This is a genomic window from Citrobacter sp. RHB21-C05 (genome assembly GCF_013889015.1).
Lineage (GTDB): Bacteria > Pseudomonadota > Gammaproteobacteria > Enterobacterales > Enterobacteriaceae > Citrobacter_A > Citrobacter_A sedlakii.
This window is the reverse complement of sequence record NZ_CP057611.1, coordinates 3,899,461-3,919,497: the sequence shown is the minus strand read 5'-3', so window position 1 is coordinate 3,919,497 and position 20,037 is coordinate 3,899,461. Positions and strand designations below refer to the sequence as shown.

At 55.3% G+C, this 20,037-nt stretch carries 18 protein-coding genes; 12 read left to right on the top strand and 6 right to left on the bottom strand.

From position 1 onward, the window contains the following. Positions 1-117 precede the first annotated feature (117 nt). Positions 118-1,593 carry an outer membrane channel protein TolC gene (tolC, locus tag HVX72_RS18655; protein ID WP_275943315.1) on the bottom strand — a complete coding sequence of 492 codons (1,476 nt, stop codon included), beginning with the start codon at positions 1,591-1,593 and terminating at the stop codon, positions 118-120. Positions 1,594-1,793: 200 nt separating this feature from the next. Between tolC and nudF the strand changes: the two genes are divergently transcribed. From nudF to parE, 5 genes are read left to right on the top strand one after another with little or no spacing between them, the layout of a single operon-like run. After that, positions 1,794-2,426, top strand: a complete 633-nt coding sequence (gene nudF, locus HVX72_RS18650) for an ADP-ribose diphosphatase (RefSeq protein WP_042289285.1) — start codon at positions 1,794-1,796, stop codon at positions 2,424-2,426. Beyond that, positions 2,423-2,845, top strand: a complete 423-nt coding sequence (locus HVX72_RS18645; protein ID WP_012907621.1) for a DUF1249 family protein — start codon at positions 2,423-2,425, stop codon at positions 2,843-2,845. The genes nudF and HVX72_RS18645 overlap by 4 nt, the downstream gene beginning before the upstream one ends. Positions 2,846-2,869: 24 nt before the next feature. Further along, positions 2,870-3,697, top strand: coding sequence for a 3',5'-cyclic-AMP phosphodiesterase (gene cpdA, locus HVX72_RS18640; RefSeq protein ID WP_042289280.1), 828 nt, complete (start codon positions 2,870-2,872; stop codon positions 3,695-3,697). After that, positions 3,697-4,278 (top strand): esterase YqiA, encoded by a 582-nt coding sequence (yqiA, locus tag HVX72_RS18635; protein ID WP_042289277.1) that lies wholly within the window; start codon positions 3,697-3,699, stop codon positions 4,276-4,278. Before cpdA ends, yqiA begins: the two co-directional genes overlap by 1 nt. Before the next feature lie 27 nt (positions 4,279-4,305). Then, positions 4,306-6,198: a DNA topoisomerase IV subunit B gene (parE, locus tag HVX72_RS18630; RefSeq protein ID WP_181822077.1), complete on the top strand. Its 1,893-nt coding sequence runs from the start codon at positions 4,306-4,308 to the stop codon at positions 6,196-6,198. Positions 6,199-6,274: 76 nt separating this feature from the next. Here parE and HVX72_RS18625 read toward each other — a convergent pair whose 3' ends face one another. After that, positions 6,275-7,126, bottom strand: coding sequence for an AraC family transcriptional regulator (locus HVX72_RS18625; protein ID WP_181822076.1), 852 nt, complete (start codon positions 7,124-7,126; stop codon positions 6,275-6,277). A 164-nt stretch (positions 7,127-7,290) separates the two neighbouring features. On the opposite strand from HVX72_RS18625, the gene HVX72_RS18620 reads away from it, so the two are divergent. The 4 genes from HVX72_RS18620 (at position 7,291) to HVX72_RS18605 (ending at position 12,984) form a co-directional block, all read left to right on the top strand. Further along, positions 7,291-9,105 carry a DUF2264 domain-containing protein gene (locus HVX72_RS18620; protein ID WP_181822075.1) on the top strand — a complete coding sequence of 605 codons (1,815 nt, stop codon included), beginning with the start codon at positions 7,291-7,293 and terminating at the stop codon, positions 9,103-9,105. Between the two features lie 32 nt (positions 9,106-9,137). Further along, complete coding sequence (locus tag HVX72_RS18615; RefSeq protein WP_060570843.1) at positions 9,138-10,406, top strand: oligosaccharide MFS transporter; 1,269 nt, start codon at positions 9,138-9,140, stop codon at positions 10,404-10,406. Between the two features lie 23 nt (positions 10,407-10,429). After that, entirely contained in the window at positions 10,430-11,620 is a 1,191-nt protein-coding gene (locus HVX72_RS18610) for a glycoside hydrolase family 88 protein (protein WP_181822074.1), read from the top strand. Between the two features lie 179 nt (positions 11,621-11,799). Then, positions 11,800-12,984 (top strand): PLP-dependent aminotransferase family protein, encoded by a 1,185-nt coding sequence (locus HVX72_RS18605; protein ID WP_042289264.1) that lies wholly within the window; start codon positions 11,800-11,802, stop codon positions 12,982-12,984. Positions 12,985-13,036: 52 nt separating this feature from the next. On the opposite strand, the gene HVX72_RS18600 is transcribed toward HVX72_RS18605, so the two are convergent. The 4 genes from HVX72_RS18600 to qseB all read right to left on the bottom strand — a co-directional run bounded on the left by HVX72_RS18600 (position 13,037) and on the right by qseB (position 16,077). After that, positions 13,037-13,351, bottom strand: coding sequence for a putative quinol monooxygenase (locus HVX72_RS18600; protein ID WP_042289259.1), 315 nt, complete (start codon positions 13,349-13,351; stop codon positions 13,037-13,039). A gap of 30 nt (positions 13,352-13,381) precedes the next feature. Then, positions 13,382-13,963, bottom strand: coding sequence for an NAD(P)H-dependent oxidoreductase (locus tag HVX72_RS18595; protein WP_042289251.1), 582 nt, complete (start codon positions 13,961-13,963; stop codon positions 13,382-13,384). A 105-nt stretch (positions 13,964-14,068) separates the two neighbouring features. Continuing rightward, positions 14,069-15,421, bottom strand: a complete 1,353-nt coding sequence (qseC, locus tag HVX72_RS18590; protein WP_181823293.1) for a quorum sensing histidine kinase QseC — start codon at positions 15,419-15,421, stop codon at positions 14,069-14,071. Next, entirely contained in the window at positions 15,418-16,077 is a 660-nt protein-coding gene (gene qseB / locus HVX72_RS18585; RefSeq protein ID WP_042289246.1) for a quorum sensing response regulator transcription factor QseB, read from the bottom strand. Before qseB ends, qseC begins: the two co-directional genes overlap by 4 nt. A gap of 152 nt (positions 16,078-16,229) precedes the next feature. Here qseB and HVX72_RS18580 point away from each other — a divergent pair, with 152 nt between their 5' ends. From HVX72_RS18580 to plsC, 3 genes are all read left to right on the top strand, one after another. After that, positions 16,230-16,628, top strand: a complete 399-nt coding sequence (locus HVX72_RS18580; RefSeq protein WP_042289243.1) for a YgiW/YdeI family stress tolerance OB fold protein — start codon at positions 16,230-16,232, stop codon at positions 16,626-16,628. Between the two features lie 130 nt (positions 16,629-16,758). Next, positions 16,759-19,017, top strand: coding sequence for a DNA topoisomerase IV subunit A (gene parC / locus HVX72_RS18575; protein WP_042289242.1), 2,259 nt, complete (start codon positions 16,759-16,761; stop codon positions 19,015-19,017). A gap of 277 nt (positions 19,018-19,294) precedes the next feature. Further along, complete coding sequence (plsC, locus tag HVX72_RS18570) at positions 19,295-20,032, top strand: 1-acylglycerol-3-phosphate O-acyltransferase (RefSeq protein WP_042289239.1); 738 nt, start codon at positions 19,295-19,297, stop codon at positions 20,030-20,032. The last annotated feature ends 5 nt before the right edge of the window (positions 20,033-20,037 follow it).

The window sequence follows — 20,037 nt, the reverse complement described above, 5'->3', positions numbered from 1 at the left end:
TGCGGCTGAATCGTGGGATCTTTACGTTGTCTTACGTTCAGCAGCGATTTTGTGCCGATCGGCGGTTGCGCCTTATCGGGCCTACGTAGCGGTAGGCCCGATAAGCGAAAGGCCCTCTTAATTGCGGAACGGGTTACTGCCGGAGGTCGTCCGGGCTGACGCCGGCTGTACGGCAGTGGCGTTTCCGTTAAAGTTATCCACGGCGGCGTCCTGCTGCGGAGTTTCCGGCGCTACGCTGTCCGGGCTGGTCGGAATCGGTTTGCCCAACGTGTTGTTCAGCGCCACCAGATCCTGCTCGTTCAGCGTACCCAGTGCGGATTTGATATTGAGCTGGTTGATCAGGTAGTTATAACGCGCATTCGCCAATTGCTGCTTGGCGTTATACAGCGTGGTGGTCGCATCCAGCACGTCAACAATCGTACGTGTACCCACAGAGTAACCTGCTTCCATCGCGTCTAATGAGCTTTGCGCAGTAACAACCGCCTGTTTGTAGGCGTTAATACTGCTGATGGAAGCATTAATGTTATTGAAAGACGAACGTACGGTCTGTACCACGCTGCGGTGCGCGCTTTCCAGCTGTTCGCTCGCGCCGACAAAGTTGTACTGCGCCTGTTTCACCTGCGAGTTCACCATACCGCCCTGGTAGATCGGCAGAGAGAAGCTCAGGCCCACTTTGTTTTGGCCCATCTCACTGTCGTCATATTGCGAACCGGCAGCGCCACGGGTTTTGGAACCGCTGTATGAGGTGTCGGAAACGCCGGTCGAGGCGGTTAAATCCAGTGTCGGCAGATGGCCGTCCTGCGCCTGGCGAATTTGCTCGCGCGCCAGATCCTGGCTCAGACGCGCCTGCAACAGCGTCAGGTTACGGTTTTCCGCTTCTTTCAGCAGGGCGTTTACCGGCTGCGGCTTGTCGGTTTTAAAGCTGTCGACGTTCAGCGACGCCAGCTCCGGGTAGTAGTTGCCGGTAACCTGACGCAGTTCTTCGACAGCATTGTCGAGATCGTTACGCGCGGTCACTTCGTTCGCCAGTACGGTATCGTACTGTGAACGGGCGTTCTGCACGTCGGTAATGGCCACCAGACCCACGTTGAAACGTTGAGTGGTTTGATCCAACTGACGATAAATCGCCTGTTTCTGCGCCTGGGTGTAAGAGAGAACGTCAATGGCGTTCAACACTTTAAAGTAGGCACTGGCGGTGTTCAGGATCAGCGTTTGCTGGTCCGTCTGAAAGGTGACGTCCTGAATGCCCGCTGATTTTTCCTGCAGGGTCAGCGCGCGCCATTTCGACATATCGAAAAGGGTCTGCGTTAATTGCAGAGAAGCGCTGGTGGCGTTAGAGTTCACGCCGTTCGCGTCACGGTAGCCGTTGCTGTAGGTGTAATCGGCACCCAGACCCAGTTGAGGCAGTAAAGGACTACGTGCTTCGTTGATTTTTTCGAATGCAGCATCGCGATCGGCGGCGGATTTACGCAGTTCCGGGTTGCTCAGGCGTGCTTGCTGATAAACTTGCATCAGGTTCTCTGCCTGGCTCAGTGTGCTGAACCCCGACAGGCTCAGGCCGATAAGGATGGGGAGCAATTTCTTCATTTGCATTCCTTGTTGTGAAGCAGTATTTAGCGCTGATCAAATTTTAGAAAAATAATTGCCGATTCTAGCAGAATCCGCCACTGCAAAAAGTTGGCGTTATGTGCCATCAGGCGTTAATTTGCACCAATTTACCACAAGGTCGCTAAAACAGCAGTCAAACGCCCTTGAAATTCACATTTAAATCACTATTGGTACAGGACGGCACAATGCGTAAATCAGGCAACTCGCCCGTAACTTTCACCAAAAACGATGTAGAAATTATTGCACGAGAAACGCTATATCGCGGTTTTTTTTCGATGGATCTTTACCGCTTCCGCCACCGCTTGTTCAACGGTGAAATGAGCCAGGAGGTGCGGCGCGAAATTTTTGAGCGCGGTCACGCCGCAGTCTTGCTACCCTTTGACCCTGAGCGGGACGAAGTGGTGCTTGTCGAGCAGGTCCGAATTGCGGCCTATGACACCAGCGACACGCCGTGGTTACTGGAACTGGTGGCCGGCATGATTGAAGACGGCGAGACCGTCGACGACGTCGCGCGCCGTGAGGCGATGGAAGAAGCCGGCATCGTGGTGAAACGGACGAAACCGGTGCTCAGTTATCTGGCAAGTCCGGGGGGCACCAGCGAGCGCTCGTCAATTATGGTGGGTGAAGTGGACGCCACGACCGCGAACGGGATTCACGGTCTGGCTGATGAAAACGAAGATATTCGGGTTCATGTGGTAAGCCGGGAACAGGCTTATCAATGGGTTGAAGAGGGGAAAATTGATAACGCGGCTTCCGTCATTGCCCTGCAATGGTTGCAGTTGCACTATAAAGAGTTAATACACGAGTGGAAAAAATGAAGCGCTATACACCTGACTTTCCTGAAATGATGCGTCTGTGCGAAACCAATTTCTCACAGCTACGCCGCCTGCTGCCGCGCAATGACGCGCCTGGCGAAACAGTAAGCTATCAGGTGGGCAACGCACAATATCGGCTAACGGTTGTTGAATCGACCCGATACACTACGCTTGTTACGATCGAGCAGACGGCGCCGGCAATCACCTACTGGAGCCTGCCGTCGCTGACGGTCCGCCTCTATCATGACGCGATGGTGGCTGAAGTGTGTTCAAGTCAGCAGATCTTTCGCTTCAAAGCGCGGTATGATTATCCCAATAAAAAGTTGCACCAACGCGACGAAAAGCATCAAATTAATCAGTTTTTAGCCGACTGGCTGCGATACTGTTTAGCACATGGAGCGATGGCGATTCCGGTTTACTAGCGTCGTGAAACCTAAGGACACCATTTGGAAAGCCTGTTAAACCTTCCTCTGGCTGGTGAGGCCAGGGTCAGGATCTTACAAATTACCGATACTCACCTGTTTGCCGAAAAGCACGAAACGCTGTTAGGCGTGAACACCTGGGAAAGTTACCAGGCCGTGCTGAAAGCGATTCATGCCGAGGGGCAGGAATACGATCTGATCGTGGCGACAGGGGATTTAGCGCAGGATCAAAGCGCGGCGGCCTATCAGCATTTTGCTGAAGGCATAGCCAGCTTTCGCGCGCCTTGCGTCTGGTTGCCAGGCAACCATGACTTTCAGCCAGCCATGTACAGCGCGTTGCAGGAGGCGGGGATCTCGCCAGCCAAGCGCGTGATGATTGGCGAGCACTGGCAGATCCTGCTGCTCGACAGCCAGGTGTTTGGCGTACCCCACGGCGAACTGAGCGAATTCCAACTGGAGTGGCTTGAGCAAAAGCTGGCGGAAGCGCCGGAACGTCATACGTTGCTGCTTCTGCACCATCATCCGCTGCCTGCGGGCTGCAGCTGGCTGGATCAGCACAGTCTGCGCAACGCTGCGGAGCTGGACAGCGTGCTGGTGAACTTCCCGCGCGTGAAATATCTGCTTTGCGGACACATTCATCAGGAGCTGGATCTCGACTGGAATGGCCGCCGTCTGCTGGCGACGCCATCAACCTGCGTCCAGTTCAAACCGCACTGCGCTAACTTTACCCTCGACACGATTGGTCCTGGCTGGCGTACACTGGAGCTGTTTGCTGACGGTTCGCTACATACGGACGTCTGTCGTTTAGAGGGGACTGAGTTTCGCCCCGACACCGCGTCAGAAGGCTACTGATGTCTACGCTTCTTTATCTTCACGGCTTCAACAGTTCGCCTCGCTCGGCGAAAGCCTGTCTGCTCAAAGACTGGCTGTGCGCACAGCATCCTGACATTGAGATGATTGTGCCGCAACTGCCGCCATACCCGGCCGATGCCGCAGAAATGCTGGAGTCGATCGTGCTGGAGCACGGTGGGGAACCGCTGGGTGTCGTCGGGTCTTCTTTGGGCGGCTACTACGCGACCTGGCTGTCGCAATGCTTTATGCTGCCCGCTGTCGTGGTCAACCCGGCGGTGCGGCCTTTCGAACTGCTGACCGACTACCTCGGCCAGAACGAGAACCCCTACACGGGGCAGCAATATGTGCTAGAGTCTCGTCATATTTACGATCTTAAAGTCATGCAGATTGACCCGCTGGAAGCGCCAGACCTTATCTGGCTGCTGCAACAGACGGGGGATGAAGTGCTGGATTACCGCCAGGCAGTGGCGTACTACGCGTCCTGCCGCCAGACTGTAATCGAAGGTGGAAACCACGCATTCACGGGCTTCGAAGATTATTTCAACCAGATTGTCGATTTCCTTGGACTGCACAGTTGCTGACAATCATTTCGAACTGCTATTAAAACCATGACGCAAACTTATAACGCTGATGCCATTGAGGTACTCACTGGGCTTGAGCCGGTGCGCCGCCGCCCGGGGATGTACACTGATACCACCCGTCCCAACCATCTTGGGCAGGAAGTGATTGATAACAGTGTGGATGAAGCACTGGCAGGACACGCGAAACGCGTGGACGTCATTTTACATGCCGATCAATCGCTGGAAGTCATTGATGACGGGCGCGGCATGCCCGTCGACATTCATCCTGAGGAAGGCGTCCCGGCGGTTGAACTGATCCTTTGCCGACTGCATGCGGGCGGTAAGTTCTCCAACAAGAACTATCAGTTCTCCGGGGGGCTGCACGGAGTAGGGATCTCGGTGGTGAACGCCCTGTCGAAGCGCGTGGAAGTGAACGTGCGCCGCGATGGTCAGGTGTATAACATTGCGTTTGAAAACGGTGAGAAAGTGCAGGATTTGCAGGTTGTCGGGACGTGCGGTAAACGCAACACCGGCACCAGCGTTCACTTCTGGCCGGACGAAACCTTTTTTGATAGCCCACGTTTCTCCGTTTCGCGCTTAACGCATGTGCTGAAGGCGAAAGCGGTGTTGTGCCCCGGCGTGGAAATCACCTTTAAGGACGAGGTCAACAACAGCGAGCAACGCTGGTGCTATCAGGATGGTCTGAACGACTATCTCGGCGAGGCGGTTAACGGCTTGCCGACGCTACCGGAAAAACCGTTTATCGGTAATTTCGAAGGCGATACGGAAGCGGTCGACTGGGCGCTGCTCTGGCTACCGGAAGGCGGCGAACTGCTGACCGAAAGCTACGTCAACCTGATCCCGACCCTGCAGGGCGGGACGCACGTTAACGGTCTGCGTCAGGGGCTGCTCGACGCGATGCGCGAATTCTGCGAATACCGCAATATTCTGCCGCGCGGCGTGAAGCTGTCGGCAGAAGACATCTGGGATCGCTGCGCCTACGTGCTTTCCGTGAAGATGCAGGATCCGCAGTTTGCCGGTCAAACCAAAGAGCGCCTGTCGTCCCGTCAGTGCGCGGCGTTCGTTTCCGGCGTGGTGAAAGATGCGTTTACCCTGTGGCTGAACCAGAACGTCCAGGCCGCGGAACTGCTGGCGGAAATGGCGATCTCCAGCGCTCAGCGTCGTCTACGCGCGGCGAAAAAAGTGGTGCGTAAAAAGCTGACCAGCGGTCCGGCGCTGCCGGGGAAACTGGCGGACTGTACCGCTCAGGATCTGAATCGTACCGAGCTGTTCCTCGTCGAAGGGGACTCAGCGGGCGGTTCGGCCAAGCAGGCGCGCGATCGTGAATATCAGGCGATCATGCCGCTTAAAGGTAAGATCCTCAACACCTGGGAAGTCTCCTCGGATGAGGTGCTGGCCTCTCAGGAAGTCCACGACATTTCGGTGGCGATCGGCATCGATCCGGACAGTGACGATCTCAGCCAGTTGCGCTACGGCAAGATCTGCATCCTTGCGGACGCCGACTCCGACGGTCTGCACATTGCCACGTTGCTCTGCGCGCTGTTTGTGAAGCACTTCCGGACGCTGGTGAAGCAGGGTCACGTCTACGTTGCGCTGCCGCCGTTATACCGTATCGATCTCGGCAAAGAGGTCTATTACGCCTTAACGGAAGAAGAAAAAGCGGGCGTGCTGGAACAGCTCAAGCGTAAGAAAGGCAAGCCAAACGTTCAGCGCTTTAAAGGTCTGGGTGAAATGAACCCGATGCAGTTGCGTGAGACAACGCTGGACCCGAACACCCGCCGTCTGGTGCAGCTCACCATCAGCGATGAAGATGACCAGCGTACCAACGCGGTGATGGATATGCTGCTGGCGAAGAAACGTTCTGAAGACCGTCGCAACTGGTTGCAGGAAAAGGGCGATCTCGCGGATATTGAGGCATAGTTGTTCGCTTTTGCGCAAAGCCCGTTACGCCGCCGCCATCCGGTAAAGCTAAGAGTACCGGATGACGGCGGTAACATCAGGTGGCGTGTTTTTTCCGGTACTGCAACGGCGTCTCGCCAATTCCCTTGCCAAACGCGCTGATGAAGTAGGTCACGTCCGAAAAGCCCACCTGTCGGGCGATATCGCGCACGCTGGCGTTGCTGTGTAGCAGCGCCTCGCACGCTTTTCGTAACCGTAATGTATTGAGATAGTCGAGAATGCTTTCGCCCGTCTCATAATGAAAGCGGCGCGAGACGTAGCTTTTCGATTTCCCCACCTCTGCCGCCAGCGCATCGAGCCGGAATTTGTGCCGGTAATTTTCATCAAGCCAAAACATCACCTGGCTGGCGATTCCGCTGTCTGTCGCTGTCAAATTGACGTTATCCTCGGGTAACAGGCTTAATAAACTGAGCAACAGGCAAGAGACCTGTTCCGTATTGAGCGGCTTGCGGGCGGCCATTTTTTCGTAGCGACTGAAAAGAAAATCGACGTGCGGATGAATATCCGCCGCGTCGGTCACCCAGGCTTCGCCGCCGCGCAGACTCAGGTTTTGCAGACGCTGATGGTTATGCGGAAAGTCGCGTAACGCCTTCAGCACCGCATGGTGATCGAGATGGATAATGGTGCGCCGGTAGCCATCCTGGGCCCGTTCATCGACCATAATTTTATGCAGCGTAAAGGGCGGGAAAAAGAACACCCTCCCCGGACGCATGGTGTATTGCTTGTGATCGACAATCACCACGCCAAATCCTTCCTCTACGTACAACACCTCAAGACACTGATGCCAGTGGTGATACCGCACTGTATTGGCAAACAGGCGGCTGAACGAGGCAATGGCATCGTTCAGGGTGATCAACTCCAGGCGTTCTTCATTAAGCGGTGCGTTCATAGTGCAACAGATTTAAATTTTGATCGTCCTAGATTTGTTTATAAACCCTATTTTTAAATTTTCTCAATCACTGTTTTACTTCGGTGATAACGGTGTGACTGAGATAACATTTCCGCTTATCAGCGATTCACTATGATTTGTCCACTTAATCTGGAGGACAGGCTATGTGGACGGCTGCTGAAGAAACATCAAATCCTTTGTCATCACGCGAAGACGTAACGCGCGCCGTTAATGACATCTTACGTGCGCTGGACAAGCAGTTTCCGGCGGGGAAGGCGCAGTTTTCGCTGGGCAATACCTGCGCGCATTACAGCGTGGATATCGCTTGCATGGAGGGGCTTTCCCGCGCGCTGTGGGGGCTGTTTCCGTTGCTGGCGGGCGGCGCGGAAGTGCCGTTCGCAGAGAAGTATATTCAGGCGATTAAGCTGGGCACCGATCCGCATAGCTCTCAGTACTGGGGCGATACCGGCCCTTACGATCAGCGCCTGGTTGAAATGGCCGCTTACGGTTTGGGTCTTGCGCTATTGCAGACGCGGTTGACTGATGCGTTCAGCGTTGACGAACGGGAAAATCTTCATCGCTGGCTGAATCAAATCACTGACGCGCAAATGCCCGACAGTAACTGGAACTACTTTGCCATCATCGTGCAGCTCGGGTTCAAGCGCGCCGGTTTACCGTTCGATCAGGCTGCGATTGATCGCCGTTTTGCCATGATGGAAGCCTATTACCTCGGCGACGGCTGGTATTCCGACGGTCCCGGGCGGCCGAAAGATTATTACATCTCAATGGCCTTCCATTTTTACGGCCTGCTGTACGCCACCCTCAGTCCGGATGACGTTGAACGTGCCGCGACGCTGCGCGAACGGTCGCGGCTGTTTGCGCAGGATTTTATCTACATGTCAGCGGCGGACGGCGCGTCGGTGCCGTTCGGGCGCAGCCTGACCTACCGCTTTGCAATGGTGGCGTTCTGGAGCGCAGTGGCGTTTTCCGGGCTCGACGTGTTCTCTCCGGGGGTGGTGAAAGGGATCATTCTGCGCCATCTGCGCTGGTGGCAACAGCAGTCGATTTTCGATCGTGAGGGTATCCTGACGCTGGGTTTTGCCTACCCGAATCTGGTCATGTGCGAGGACTACAACTCGCCCGGTTCCCCTTACTGGGCGCTGAAGATATTTTTAATCCTCGCCCTGCCGTCAACGCATCCTTTCTGGCAAGCGGAGGAACTGCCGCTTCCTGCGCTTAGCGAAACGCGGACCGTCCCGCACGCCGGGCAAATTTTGCAGCACAGCGAGCGTTCGCAACATGTCACCCTGTTGACCTCCGGCCAACTTGAGTTGAACAACTACGTCAACACCGAAGCCAAATACACCAAATTTGCTTACTCCAGCCGCTTTGGTTTCACCGTCGAACGCGGACGCTATGGCCTGAAACACGCGGCGTGCGACTCCATGCTGCTGCTGGCGGACGGCGACAACTATTATCGCGGTCGACGGGGTTGCGACGCGGTCAGCGTACGTGAAAACGTCATCTTTTCGCGCTGGTCGCCGTGGCATGACGTCATTATCGACACCTGGCTGGCGCCGTTTGGTGAATGGCATATTCGCCTGCACCGTATCCACAGCGCCCGTACCTTACAGACGGCGGAAGGCGGATTTGCGGTGATGAAAGCGGATCATCGGGTAAGCGAACGCGGCTGCGAAATCAACGCCAGCAACGGCAGCAGCGCGATTGTCGATCTGTCGCCAGCGATCCGTCGTCAACCGGACAGCGTCGTCACGCCGCCGAACAGCAGCATTATGTTCGCAGAGTGCGCGTCCATCCCCCTGCTGTTAACAACAATTACCCCGGGCGAAACCTGGCTGTGCTGCGCAGTGTCGGCTCAGCAGAAAAGCGATGCGGCTGTTCCGCAACTGGAAATAAACACAGACCAGGTCGTTATTCGCGAACCTGGAAGCTCACGTCAACTGTCGTTCATTTTATAAAAACTGGCGCCCAGTGCGTCGGCGAGGATGATATGAATAAACTCTCACTTAATAACAGAGTGGAATATTACAAAATCAGTAGCTTTATATTCCTCTACTTCTTTACCTGGTCAGCCAGTATTGGTCTTTTGGCTATTTGGTTAGGACAAAAAGCACAGCTCAGTGGAACGGTAATTGGCACCGTGTTTGCCGTGAATGGCATATTTTCAGTCATTCTTAAACCCATTTACGGCTATATTCTTGATAAGATCGGCATGAGCAAATATCTGCTCTATTTTGTGGTGATCATGTCTGCGTTAATGGCGCCGTTCTTTATTTACGTCTACCAGCCGCTGTTGATGTCCAATACGATGCTGGGGATTATTATCGGCGCAATCTACCTGAGCTTTGCCTGGTACGCTGGCGTGGCGGCCTGCGAATCCTATTCGGATCGCTACAGCCGTCTTAACGGAATGGAGTTCGGTCAGATCCGTATGTGGGGCTCCCTCGGCTGGGCTGTCGCGTCCTCGTTTTCCGGTCTGCTGTTTAACCTCTCGCCGGCTTATAACTTTATTCTTGGCAGCGTGGCGTCGGTGGTGATGCTGATCGTCCTGTTGAGCCTGAAGGTCAACGTCAACGCGGCTAACGCGGCGGACGTCCTGACGAAAGATAAGATCGTTCCGGCGGACGTTTACGCGCTGTTGCGTAACCGTAAATTCTGGGCTTTCTGCCTGTATGTCGCGGGCGTGGCGTGGATGATGTTTATCGCCGAACAGCAGTTTTCACGCTATTTCGTCACCTTCTTCTCGGATGTTAATGAAGGAAATGCCGTGTTTGGCTATCTCGGCACCGTACAGTCGGGCATGGAATTTGTGATGTATATGGTCATTCCTCTGTTCGTGAATGCCATTGGCGCGAAACGCGGGTTATTGATTGTCGGGGTAGTGGTCGGGGCGCGACTGGTTATTTCCGGAATCTGCGATTCCCATCTGCTTATTTCCATTCTTAAGCCGCTGTACGGTCTGGAAATTTGTTTGCTGCTGGTATCGGTATTTAAATATATCGCGGAACATTTTGATAAACGCGTTAATGCGACCATGTATTTGTTGGGCTATCAGGCGATGCTGTACGTCGGCAACGTGGTCGTCTCCTCGCCCGCTGGATTAATGTATGACCGTATTGGTTTTGAGAAAACCTATATCATTATGGGCGTTATTGCTCTGACCTTTACGTTGATTTCCGCCTTTACCTTATCGGCATGTCAAAGTAAGCGCCGGAATACTGCCGCGCTGGATATCGCTGAAAATAACGCTTCAAGATAAATTACGTCAAAAGGAACCGAAAAATGTTAAATCATATCGTTGAGGAAACGTTGCGCGAATTTCCTGGCTGCCCGGTCAATGTGGGGGCATTTCAGGATCAAATGAGCAGTGCGCGGCAGCATGTCCTTGAGCTGATTAGCCGTCATTTAACGGAATTCGGTGATAAATTCCCCGCCGAGACCTGCGTCAAAGGTTTTTACCCGTTAACGGACAACGTTGAGTGGACCACCAGTTTCTGGACCGGGCAACTCTGGCTGGCCTGGGAGATGAGCGGCGACGCGAAGTTCCGCGAGATGGCGGAAAAGCACGTGCGCTCATTCGGTTTGCGGATTGCCGGACGTCATGACACCAACACCCATGACCTCGGCTTTCTGTATACGTTGTCCTGCGTGGCGGCCTGGCGACTGACGGGCAACCGCGACGCCCGCGGCTTTTCACTGATGGCGGCAGAGGCGCTCCTTGAGCGCTTCCACGAAAAGGCGCGGATCATCCAGGCATGGGGCGATCTTAACGATCCGGAGCAGGCCGGACGCATGATCATTGACTGCAACATGAATCTGCCGTTGCTCTACTGGGCGAGCGAGCAGACGGGCGACATGCGTTTTGCCGAGGCGGCAAAAGCGCACGTGGCGCAGGCGGCGAAATATCTGATTCGTGAAGATGCCTCGACGTTTCACACCTACTACATGGATGTCAAAACCGGCGCGCCGCGCTATGGCAACACACAGCAGGGCTACGCCGACGATTCATGCTGGTCGCGCGGGCAGGCATGGGGCATTTACGGCTTCTTGTTGAGCTACATCTACACCGGCGATAAAGAGATGGTCTCGCTGTCGAAAAAGCTGGCGAACTATTTCCTCAACCGTCTGCCGGAAGATGCCGTTTGCCACTGGGATCTGGCGCTGGTGGGAACCGACGCGCTGCGCGACGCCTCGTCGGCGGCCATTGCGGTTTGCGGCCTGCTGGAGCTGATCAAGCATCTGCCGGTTACCGATCCGGATCGTGAACGCTATCAGCAGTGGGCGATGGGTATCATGTCCTCGCTGACGGCGCATTATGTGATGGCGAAGGACGAGAAGGGCAACGGCCTGCTGAAGCATTCGGTATATCATCTCTCCAGTCATAAGGGCGTCGATGAATGCGCGAGCTGGGGGGATTATTTCTATGTGGAAGCGCTGATGCGTTTCACCCAGTGCTGGAAGCTGTACTGGTAAGCCCTTTCCGCGTCAGGCAATCCCTGACGCGGAGAATATCTTATTGATCCAGACAGAGAGGTCTATTACGCTCAAACGAAGGCGAGAACGCGGGTGTGCAGGAACGTAATCTGGCGGGTATCGACAGGTGGATAGCTGATACCGGGGATGGACGCCGAACTACGTGATAAGGAAACAGAATGAACAACACACATCTCGCCCGAAACGTCGACGCGTTAAAACCGTCGGCGATCCGCGAATTATTAAAACATAGCAAAATGCCCGGCGTCATTTCCCTCGGCGGCGGAATTCCCAGTCCTGAACTGTTCGACAAAACCGGTCTTGAACTCGCCACCCAAAAAATGATGGCGACGCAGTTTCTGGACGCGTTTCAGTACGGTCTGAGCGAGGGATATCCTCCGCTGCGTGAGGCCATCAGCCAGCTTTGCCTGGGGCGCGGGATTCATGCCGCGCCGGAGCGAATTCTGATCACCAACGGGTCTCAACAGTCGCTGGATATTCTGGTCAGAACGTTGATTAATCCGGGCGATAAAGTGGTGGTTGAGCGCCCGACCTACCTTGCCGCTCTACAGGTATTGCAGCTGTCGCAGGCGAATATCCTCTCTGTCGGTACAGACAAAGACGGCATGATCGTTGACGAGCTGGAGCAGTTGTTGCAGCGCCATACCATCAAAGCCCTGTATGTCGTTCCTACCTTTGGCAATCCGGGCGGAGTGGTGCTGAGCGATGACCGTCGCCAGAAGCTGGTGCAACTGGCGAAACAGCACAACTTTGTGATTATCGAAGACGATCCTTACGGTGAAATCAACTTTACCGGCCAGTCCTACACAACCCTCTTCCAGCATGCGGCGCAAGCCGGTTGCCCGGAGCAGGTCATTTATACGTCGACCTTCTCCAAAATTCTGGCGCCGGGGCTGCGCGTGGGCTGGGTGGTGTTGCCGGAATGGATGGGGCAGAAGGCGACTATCGTGAAGCAGGCGACCGATCTGCATACCAGCGCGCACTCACAGGCGTTGGCGGCCAGCTATCTGTCGCTGGGACGCTTAGCAGAGCAGATTACGGTGATCCGTCAGGCTTATCGTGAGAAGTGCTATTTCCTCGCCGATATGATGCGCAGTGAACTGGGCGAGCATATTACTTTCCATATGCCGCAGGGGGGGATGTTCCTGTGGGGGACCTTCCGTTACGACGTCGACACCACGGCCTGGCTTTCCCGTACGCTGGAGGAAAAGGTCGTGTATGTTCCGGGGGAGTTTTTCTATAGCGATAACCCGGACAAGCGCACGCTGCGACTCTCTTTTGCCACGCCAACGAAGAATGAACTGGAAGAAGCGGTGCGCAGACTGAAAAGGGCGCTGCCGTAAAAAAATCGCCGGGTCGCGATGGTGTGTCGACCCGGCGTGACGCAGGATACGCTTAAATGCCGGATTCGAGAATACGGATATTCATCTCCAGCACGTCGCCTTTTACCGCTTCGCTATAGGCTTTCATATGCGGGGTTTGCAGGTGCGCTTCAAGATGCGCGATGCTTTCCCACTGCTCAATCATCACGATTGAGTCAGGCGCAGTGGTCTGAAAACTCACGCCTGCGGCGTGATCCACCATCGGCGCATAGCCGTGGCAGCCTTCTTCCTTCAGGACGGTAGGAACGATTTTCGCAAACTGATCCAGTACTGCCTGGCGGTGATGTTGACCCGGACGGGTGCGAATTTCAGCAATAACTGTAAGCATGGTTAACTCCTTCTAATTCCAGACGACTAGTTAACCAAAAATTGCGTTCAGATGCTCGCGATATTCTGCAATGTGACGCGGAACGTCCGGCATTTTAATGACGTCATTAGCGATATAGGTCGGCAGCGGCGTCATGCCCAGGAACTGATTCGCTTTGTGGAACGGCAGATACACGCCGTCAACGCCCACGCCGTGGAAGAACTGATCTTTCTCGGTAAAGGCTTCCATCGGGGCGTTCCAGGTCAGAGAGAGCATGTATTTGGTGCCCTGAATCAGACCGCCGGAACCGTATTTCTTCGATGCGTCGGAGCGGGTACGCCCATCGCTGGCGTACAGCGTACCGTGGCCTTCGGTGAACACATCATCGATATATTTTTTTACCGTCCACGGCGCGCCCATCCACCAGCCCGGCATCTGCCAGATCACCACGTCAGCCCAGACGAAGTTCTGCACTTCTTCTTTTACATCGTACTCGCCGTCAGCGCGAACGATGCGAACATCATGCCCGAGGTCGCGCAGCGTGCCGTCCGCGACTTCGGTCAGGGTGTCGTTAAGTTGACCATTAGAGTGGGCGAATTTTTTCGCGCCGTTGACGATCAGAATGTTGCTCATTTTTTACCCTCTGGAAAATGCGTTTGAGGGCCATTTTACGCCGCAAAACGGCGCGGTGAAATGAGCAAAATGTGCAAAGTCTTTTGCTTCTGACGCAACAATCCGCTATCGCCAGTTCACCGTGGCTTCGAATCCACCGTCGGGCGCATTGCCAAACGCCACCGTCATGCCGTGCAGCGTGGCGATGCGGCGGACAATCGATAAGCCCAGGCCGCTGCCGGTAACGCGCTGCCCCGGTGGGCGGTAAAAGCGCTTGCCAATGTGGTCCAGCGCCTCTGGCGTAACGCCAGGGCCGTTGTCTTTGACGGAAAAACCATTATGCCGCAGCGTGACCTGGACAATACTGCCCTGCGGACTGTAGCGAATGGCGTTATCCAGCAGATTGCGCACCAGCAGGCTGAGCAGCAGCGGCTGACCTGTGCGCTTTACATCGTGCGCGACGAGGTGCAGGCGCACATCGATATTCGCCTGTTGCGCCGGATGGTAAATGTCCATCACCGCAGACTGCAGAACGTCATCAAGCGCAAGCGTGGTGACGTCCTGCAGATTATCCAGCGAGTCGAGCCGGGAAAGCGTCAGGAGCTGATCGACCAGGCGGGTTGCGCGGTCGATGCCAGTATGCAACTGGAGTAGCGCCTTTTTCCGCGCCTGCGGGTCATCGTCAGACAGTTGCGCCACTTCGGTTTGCACCTGCAACGCCGCCAGCGGACTGCGCAGCTCATGGGCCGCGTCCGAGGTGAAGCGCCGCTCGCGCATCATCATGTCGTGCGTGCGGGTAAAAAGCTGGTTCAGCGAGTCGATCAGCGGACGCACTTCGCTTGGTACGCCCTGTGAACTGAGCGGCTCGTTGGATTCCGGGTCGCGTAAACCTAACGTCCGGGCCATCTTTTTCAGCGGTTTCAGTTCGCGATGCAGTAGCATAATCAACAGCAGGAGCATCAGCGGCAGGGCGATAAGCCAGGGGATGAGCTGCGCGCTGACGATCGCCAGCGCCATGTCTTCGCGGTATTCCCATTCCTGACCCACCACAATGCGGTAATTACCGTCGGCGGACGTCAGCCAGACAAAACGCCAGAGATCGTCGTCGCCGATCAATCGTCCATTGTCAAACCCTTCCCGGCGGTAGCTGTAGGGAATGTACTGGCCGTTGTCGCCATCGTGCAGCATCATTTTGCCGTCGAGGGTGTAAACGGCGAACACCAGAACGTCATCGTCGATATGCCCGTGTTTAAACGTCTTTGGCGTATGGGCCATTCGCTCGGAGGCTTTAAGTTCATCAATGTCCAGCGTAATCAGCCGTTTGGCGAACAGCATCAACTGCGTGTCAAACAGCTCGTCCACATTGTCGGTGGTCTGTTTCCAGGCGACGAAACTCGATGCTCCCCAGGTCACCGCCGCCAGTATCAAAAAGATGAGTGTGAGCCTGACCCGCAGGCTGAGCCGTTTTGTCACCGTTATGCCTCACCGAGCGTGTAACCGATGCCGTGCACGGTGCGAATGAAATCGCTACCCAACTTACGGCGCAGATGATGAACGTGAACCTCAACGGCGTTGCTGGTGACCTCTTCGTCCCAGTTATACAGTTTTTCTTCGATACGTTTTCGCGGCAGCACCCGGCCTTTATTGCGCATCAGCAATTCCAGCAGCGCGAACTCTTTTGGCTTGAGCGCTAAGTTTTCACCCGCCAGCGTGGCGGTCAGACCGCCGGGATCCAGCGTCACCTGACCGTGGTGGAGTTCGCTGCTGGCCTGCCCGCTGGCGCGGCGCATAAGCGCTTCCAGCCTGGCGGCGACCTCAATCAGCGCAAAGGGCTTGCAGAGATAATCGTCCGCGCCGAGGCGTAAACCTTCAACCCGCTCCGCCAGCGCATCGCGCGCGGTCAGAATCAGTACCGGTTCGCGTTTACCCTGTTCGCGCCAGTCGCGCAGAATATCGCGCCCGTCCATGCCTGGCAGCGACAGGTCGAGGATGACCGCGTCGTAAGGCGCGCTGTAAAGCGCCTCTTTTCCCTGGCGCCCTTCGGTAAACCAGTCGACGCTAAACCCCATTTTACTCAACCCCGCTTTGATGCCGTCGCCAATCAGCGCGTCGTCTTCAACCAGTAAAATCCGCATCTTTTCTTCCCTGGATCCGCCTTCATCACGGCAAGTAAACCCCGAGGTCGCCCGCGATGTACAGTAAAAAAATGTCTTTTTTTTGGCTTAAGAACTTGTTAAGGATTAACTTATGTAATGGACATGAAATGACATGAAAGGGAGAAACGATCGTGAAAAAATTAGCAGCTATCTTTGCCGTTCTGGCACTCAGCTCCGCACCGGTTCTGGCAGCTCAGCAGGGCGGTTTTTCCGGTCCCTCGGCCACACAAACGCAGACGCAGGGCGGTGGTTTCGTCGGACCGAACGGCAGTAGCGCAACCGTAGAAAGCGCAAAATCGCTGCGTGACGATACCTGGGTTACCCTGCGCGGGAACATCGTTGAGCGTGTTTCCGATGACCTGTATCTGTTCAAGGACGCTACCGGCACCATCAACGTTGATATTGACGATAAACGCTGGAACGGCCTGACCGTCACCCCGCAGGATACCGTTGAAATTCAGGGCGAAGTGGATAAAGACTGGAATTCCGTTGAAATTGACGTGAAGCAAATCAGGAAAGTCAGCAAATAATCCCCATCAGGGCCGCTTTCGCGGCCCTTTTCTTTGTGACTCAACGCGCCAGATAAGGTAGTATCTGCGGCAATATTGCCTGAAAAGATACCGGGTATCTGGCGGGCTTACAGTTGAGGAATCACGATTAATGAGCGATATGGCAGAGCGCCTTGCGCTGCATGAATTTACGGAAAACGCTTATCTGAATTACTCCATGTACGTCATCATGGACCGTGCGTTGCCGTTTATTGGTGATGGTCTGAAACCCGTACAGCGTCGCATCGTGTACGCGATGTCCGAGCTGGGGCTGAATGCCAGCGCCAAATTTAAAAAATCCGCCCGTACCGTCGGCGACGTGCTGGGTAAATACCATCCGCATGGCGACAGCGCCTGTTATGAAGCCATGGTGCTAATGGCGCAGCCGTTTTCTTACCGTTATCCGCTGGTTGACGGTCAGGGGAACTGGGGCGCGCCGGACGATCCGAAATCCTTTGCGGCGATGCGTTATACCGAATCGCGTCTGTCGAAGTATGCCGAAGTCTTACTGAGCGAACTGGGACAGGGGACCGCCGACTGGGTGCCAAACTTTGACGGCACGATGCAGGAGCCCAAAATGCTGCCTGCGCGTCTGCCGAACATCCTGCTGAACGGCACCACCGGCATCGCCGTCGGCATGGCGACGGATATCCCGCCGCACAACCTGCGCGAAGTAGCGAAAGCGGCGATTACCCTGATCGAGCAGCCAAAGACCACGCTGGATCAACTGCTGGATATCGTTCAGGGGCCGGACTTCCCGACCGAAGCGGAAATCATCACATCCCGGGCTGAAATTCGTAAAATTTACGAAAATGGCCGCGGTTCGGTACGTATGCGCGCGGTGTGGACCAAAGAAGACGGCGCGGTGGTGATTACCGCGCTGCCGCATCAGGTTTCCGGCGCCAAGGTGCTGGAGCAAATCGCCGCCCAGATGCGCAATAAAAAGCTGCCGATGGTCGACGACCTGCGCGACGAGTCGGATCACGAAAACCCAACCCGACTGGTGGTCGTGCCGCGCTCTAATCGCGTGGATATGGAGCAGGTGATGAACCACCTGTTCGCCACCACCGATCTGGAAAAAAGCTACCGCATTAACCTGAACATGATCGGTCTGGACGGTCGCCCGGCGGTGAAAAACCTGCTGGAGATCCTTACCGAGTGGCTGGCGTTCCGCCGTGATACCGTGCGTCGCCGCCTGAACTATCGTCTGGAGAAAGTCCTGAAGCGCCTGCATATCCTCGAAGGTTTGCTGGTGGCGTTTCTCAACATCGACGAAGTGATCGAGATCATCCGTACGGAAGATGAGCCGAAGCCAGCGCTGATGTCGCGCTTTGGCATCAGCGAAACCCAGGCCGAAGCGATCCTTGAGCTGAAACTGCGTCATCTCGCCAAACTGGAAGAGATGAAGATCCGCGGCGAGCAGGACGAACTGGAGAAAGAGCGCGATCAGTTACAAGGGATCCTCGCTTCTGAGCGGAAGATGAATACGCTGCTGAAAAAAGAGCTGCAGGCGGATTCAGACGCTTACGGCGACGATCGTCGTTCGCCGCTGCACGAGCGCGAAGAAGCGAAGGCGATGAGCGAGCACGATATGCTGCCGTCCGAGCCGGTAACCATCGTACTGTCGCAGATGGGCTGGGTGCGTAGCGCCAAAGGTCATGACATCGACGCCCAGGGATTGAACTATAAAGCGGGCGACAGCTACAAATCGGACGTGAAGGGCAAGAGCAACCAGCCGGTGGTGTTTATCGACACAACCGGGCGAAGCTACGCCATTGACCCGATTACGCTGCCGTCGGCGCGCGGCCAGGGCGAGCCGTTGACCGGTAAGCTGACGCTGCCGCCGGGCGCGACCGTAGAGCACATGCTGATGGAAGGCGACGATCAGAAGCTGCTAATGGCATCGAACGCGGGCTATGGTTTTGTCTGCACCTTTAACGATCTGGTGGCGCGCAACCGTGCCGGTAAAGCGTTGATTACGCTGCCGGAAAACGCTCACGTTATGCCGCCAGTGGTGATCAGCGACGAAAGCGATATGCTGTTGGCGATCACCCAGGCCGGACGGATGCTGATGTTCCCGGTGAGCGATCTGCCGCAGTTGTCCAAAGGTAAAGGCAATAAGATCATCAATATCCCGTCGGCGGAAGCGGCGAAAGGGGACGACGGCCTTGCGCACCTCTACGTACTACCGCCGCAAAGCACCCTGACCATTCATGTCGGGAAGCGCAAAATCAAGCTGCGTCCGGAAGAGTTGCAGAAGGTGACCGGCGAGCGCGGTCGTCGCGGTACGCTGATGCGCGGTCTCCAGCGTATCGATCACGTTGAGATTGATTCGCCGCGTCGCGCAAGCCAGGGCGACAGCGAAGAGTAAGAGGTTTTTTAACGCCTGAAACGCGGTCGGGCCTGAAAAGACGCAGTGCGTCGCCGTCAGGCCCGTCCGTCGTAGCGGATGGCGTTATTAATACTTTTTCGGCCTGCGGTTTTAACCCTGCCGCTGGGCCGGATGTACATTAAAATTTCCCGTAAAACCGTTGTTTATTCGTGAATAGCGATTAACAATACAGTTTTCCAGAGAGCCACATCAACAATACCCTAACCTGATAGCAGGTGACGTAGAATCCCGGGCTCTTAGGCCTTCAGAGGTTGTTATGCTATTTATTTTTCGATTTATTATTACCGTTATTTACTCCATTCTGGTTTGTGTTTTTGGATCGATTTACTGCCTTTTCAGCCCGCGTAATCCAAAACACGTCGCGACGTTCGGGCATATGTTTGGTCGCCTGGCGCCGGTGTTTGGCCTGAAAGTCGAATGCCGCAAACCTGCCGATGCCGAAAGCTACGGCAACGCCATCTATATTGCGAATCACCAGAATAATTACGATATGGTGACCGCAGCGAATATTGTGCAGCCGCCAACCGTTACGGTGGGAAAAAAGAGCCTGCTGTGGATCCCGTTTTTCGGCCAGCTTTACTGGCTGACGGGTAACCTGTTGATTGACCGTAACAACCGTGCGAAAGCCCACGGCACGATTGCCGAAGTGGTGAACCATTTCAAAAAGCGCCGTATTTCTATCTGGATGTTCCCGGAAGGGACCCGTAGCCGCGGTCGTGGGCTGCTGCCGTTTAAAACGGGCGCGTTTCACGCCGCCATTGCCGCAGGCGTACCGATTATTCCGGTGTGCGTTTCGAATACCTCAAATAAGATTAACCTCAACCGTCTGAAGAATGGTCTGGTGATTGTCGAGATGCTGCCGCCGGTGGATGTGAGCCAGTACGGTAAAGACCAGGTTCGCGAGCTGGCCGCCCATTGCCGTTCGCTGATGGAACAAAAGATTGCAGAACTCGATAAAGAAGTCGCCGGGCGGGAAGCTGCCGGAAAAGTTTAATTAAG

What these genes read in the sequence shown, in the direction of transcription:
- HVX72_RS18625 (WP_181822076.1), bottom strand. Translation starts at nt 7,126, where the DNA reads ATGAACGCACCGCTTAATGAAGAACGCCTGGAGTTGATCACCCTGAAC.
- tolC (WP_275943315.1), bottom strand. Translation starts at nt 1,593, where the DNA reads ATGCAAATGAAGAAATTGCTCCCCATCCTTATCGGCCTGAGCCTGTCG.
- yqiA (WP_042289277.1), top strand. Translation starts at nt 3,697, where the DNA reads ATGTCTACGCTTCTTTATCTTCACGGCTTCAACAGTTCGCCTCGCTCG.
- parC (WP_042289242.1), top strand. Translation starts at nt 16,759, where the DNA reads ATGAGCGATATGGCAGAGCGCCTTGCGCTGCATGAATTTACGGAAAAC.
- HVX72_RS18615 (WP_060570843.1), top strand. Translation starts at nt 9,138, where the DNA reads ATGAATAAACTCTCACTTAATAACAGAGTGGAATATTACAAAATCAGT.
- HVX72_RS18610 (WP_181822074.1), top strand. Translation starts at nt 10,430, where the DNA reads ATGTTAAATCATATCGTTGAGGAAACGTTGCGCGAATTTCCTGGCTGC.
- HVX72_RS18600 (WP_042289259.1), bottom strand. Translation starts at nt 13,351, where the DNA reads ATGCTTACAGTTATTGCTGAAATTCGCACCCGTCCGGGTCAACATCAC.
- parE (WP_181822077.1), top strand. Translation starts at nt 4,306, where the DNA reads ATGACGCAAACTTATAACGCTGATGCCATTGAGGTACTCACTGGGCTT.
- qseB (WP_042289246.1), bottom strand. Translation starts at nt 16,077, where the DNA reads ATGCGGATTTTACTGGTTGAAGACGACGCGCTGATTGGCGACGGCATC.
- HVX72_RS18620 (WP_181822075.1), top strand. Translation starts at nt 7,291, where the DNA reads ATGTGGACGGCTGCTGAAGAAACATCAAATCCTTTGTCATCACGCGAA.
- plsC (WP_042289239.1), top strand. Translation starts at nt 19,295, where the DNA reads ATGCTATTTATTTTTCGATTTATTATTACCGTTATTTACTCCATTCTG.
- nudF (WP_042289285.1), top strand. Translation starts at nt 1,794, where the DNA reads ATGCGTAAATCAGGCAACTCGCCCGTAACTTTCACCAAAAACGATGTA.
- HVX72_RS18645 (WP_012907621.1), top strand. Translation starts at nt 2,423, where the DNA reads ATGAAGCGCTATACACCTGACTTTCCTGAAATGATGCGTCTGTGCGAA.
- HVX72_RS18595 (WP_042289251.1), bottom strand. Translation starts at nt 13,963, where the DNA reads ATGAGCAACATTCTGATCGTCAACGGCGCGAAAAAATTCGCCCACTCT.
- HVX72_RS18605 (WP_042289264.1), top strand. Translation starts at nt 11,800, where the DNA reads ATGAACAACACACATCTCGCCCGAAACGTCGACGCGTTAAAACCGTCG.